Raw genomic sequence first — 2,229 nt, 5'->3', positions numbered from 1 at the left:
GTTGGTATTGGCCCGACCCCGAGATGCGGTCGGGGCTGTCGACCGCCCCGGTCGCCCATTGCCGCGCCGAGTCGAGCCCTAGCAGGTACCCGGGGCCCACCGTCCGCCCGTGGTTGTCGACGTCGACCACGTGGACGTACTGCGCGAGGTTGGCGAAGTAGATCGTGCCCTGCCCCGAGCAGCGCATCAGGTCCAGGCCCTCGCCGGTGTTGGCGCGGGCGCGGCGCTGGCTCTGCGTCTGGAACTCGCCGTCGAACTCGATCAGCCCCTGGTAGGCGACCATCGAGCCCTTGCGCGCGAGGACGTCGTCGTGGCCGGTCAGGGAGACCCGCAGCAGTTGCGGGTTCTGCATGGCGTAGCGGTCCTGGGACTGCGCCTCGGTGTGGCCGAAGAGCGGACTCTGCATGTCTCTCGTTCCCCCTCAGCCCCGGGCCCGGAGCCGGTCGGTGCTGTCCTCGCTGGGCTGGACGACGACGAAGCCCTGGCCGGAGAAGCCGAGCTGGTACGCCTCGCCGCTGCCCCGGCCGATCATCGAGGACGCCTTGAAGCTGCGCTTCCCCTTCATCTTCAGATTGGTCGACCAGGCCACCAGCGCGTCCGGGTCGACGTACGTCTCGTCCTCGCCGCGCCCGCAGTCCACCACGATCGGCGTGCCGCGCGAGGTGAGGGCGACCCAGCCGGTGCCCGACACGCCGACGTTGAACAGGCCCTGACCGGCGAACTTGGCCATCCCCTTGACCCGCTGCACGCCCCACTGGAGGTGCGCGTCGAAGGCGAGCAGGTTGGTGCCGTTGACCGACAGGGAGTCGCCGTTGAGGTTGATGCAGACCACGTCGGCGCCGTAGTCAGCGAGGTAGAGCAGTCCGTCGCCGCTGCACTTCATCAGCGGCGCGCCCTCGCCGGTCAGCCACTGGGAGGCCATCTGGCGCACGGCGGGCGGATTGGGTTCGTACTGGACGAAGCCCTCGTAGGCCACCATCGAACCGGTACGGGCGAACAGGTCCTGGCCGCTCTGCATGGCGACCTTCAGCATGCTGCTGCCGTGGTTCTCCATGCGGGCGGCGACGGGGGTCGGGGCGTAGCCCGCGAGCTGGTGCTGGTTCATGACGGGCTCCCTCAGACCTCGTACGGCTGGACGACGATGAAGTTGCCGGGCGCGCCCCGGAACTGGAGGTTCACGGCCTCCCCGCTGTGGCCGGGGAAGGCGGCGCGGCGCAGCCGCACCTGGCTGGAGATGATCACCTGCGCGGCTGCGGACCAGGCGACGATGGCGTTGCTGTCGGCGAACGTGGTCGGCGTGACGGGCAGCACCACCGGGGTGCCCTGGGTCTTGACGACGACGGTGCCGGTGCCCTGGAACTGCATGGTGAACAGGGCCCCGCCCGGGATGCCGTGCCCCTCGATGCGCCGGACCTCGTGCTGGAGCGACTCGTCGAAGGCGAGCACGTTCTCGGCGGCCACACAGATCGCGTCGCCCTGGAGCTCGATGGGGTGCACCTCGGCCGCGTTCTCGGCGAGGAACACCTGCCCCTGCCCCGAGCAGCGCATGAGCTGCATCTCCTGGCCGGTGGCGTTGCCGACGATGCGGCCCCGGAAGCCGGCTCCCTTGTAGCCGAAGTCCACCTTGCCCTGGTAGAGCACCATCGTGCCCTGTTTGGCCAGTACGGGCTGGCCGCCGATGCCGAGGTCGACCCGGATCAGCCGGGGGTTCTGCGGGGTCCACCGCTGGCCGGTCGGCGCCTCGCGGTACTTCGCGAGCGCCGCCTGCACGCCGGGGGCAGCCGCGCCGCCGTGCGCGCCGGCCTGGCCCGGGATCGGCTGCTGCCCGTAGGGAGCGGGCTGGCCCGGGTAGCCCTGCGGCTGACCGGGCTGCGGGTGGCCCTGCTGCGGCTGGCCCGGCTGCGGTTGGCCGTACGGGGCGGGGGCCGGCTGGCCCGGATAGCCCGGTGCGCCCGGCTGGCCGTGGCCGGGCTGGCCCGGGAACGGCTGGCCCTGCGGCTGCCCGTACGGGGCCTGCGGCGGGGCGGGCTGACCGGGCGCGAACTGGCCGGGTGGCTGGCCCGGGGCGCCGGGGTGGCCGCCGGGCGTGCCGTACGGGGCGGGCTGGCCCGGGTAACCCTGCGGCTGACCGGGCGCGCCCGGGGGCGGCACCTGGCTTCCGGGCGGGGTGAGCGGGGCGACCACGGTCGGGGCCGCGTGCATGGGCGCCTGCGGCGGCGGGGCCTGCGG

3 protein-coding genes are annotated in these 2,229 nt (G+C 73.0%); all 3 read right to left on the bottom strand.

The window, feature by feature from the left end:
* Positions 1-406 (bottom strand): AIM24 family protein (locus AAHZ94_RS32975; RefSeq protein ID WP_349997385.1); only part of this gene is annotated, 406 nt, incomplete at its 3' end.
* A gap of 15 nt (positions 407-421) precedes the next feature.
* Positions 422-1,105, bottom strand: coding sequence for an AIM24 family protein (locus tag AAHZ94_RS32970; RefSeq protein ID WP_349997384.1), 684 nt, complete (start codon positions 1,103-1,105; stop codon positions 422-424).
* Positions 1,106-1,116: 11 nt separating this feature from the next.
* Positions 1,117-2,229 (bottom strand): AIM24 family protein (locus tag AAHZ94_RS32965; protein WP_349997383.1); only part of this gene is annotated, 1,113 nt, incomplete at its 5' end.

Origin of the sequence: Streptomyces sp. HSW2009 (genome assembly GCF_040240285.1) — a bacterium.
Lineage (GTDB): Bacteria > Actinomycetota > Actinomycetes > Streptomycetales > Streptomycetaceae > Streptomyces.
This window is presented reverse-complemented; position numbering and strand designations above follow the sequence as displayed.

Bases quoted from the DNA above. Each gene is read 5' to 3' on its own strand.
- AAHZ94_RS32970 (WP_349997384.1), bottom strand. From the start codon at position 1,105: ATGAACCAGCACCAGCTCGCGGGCTACGCCCCGACCCCCGTCGCCGCC.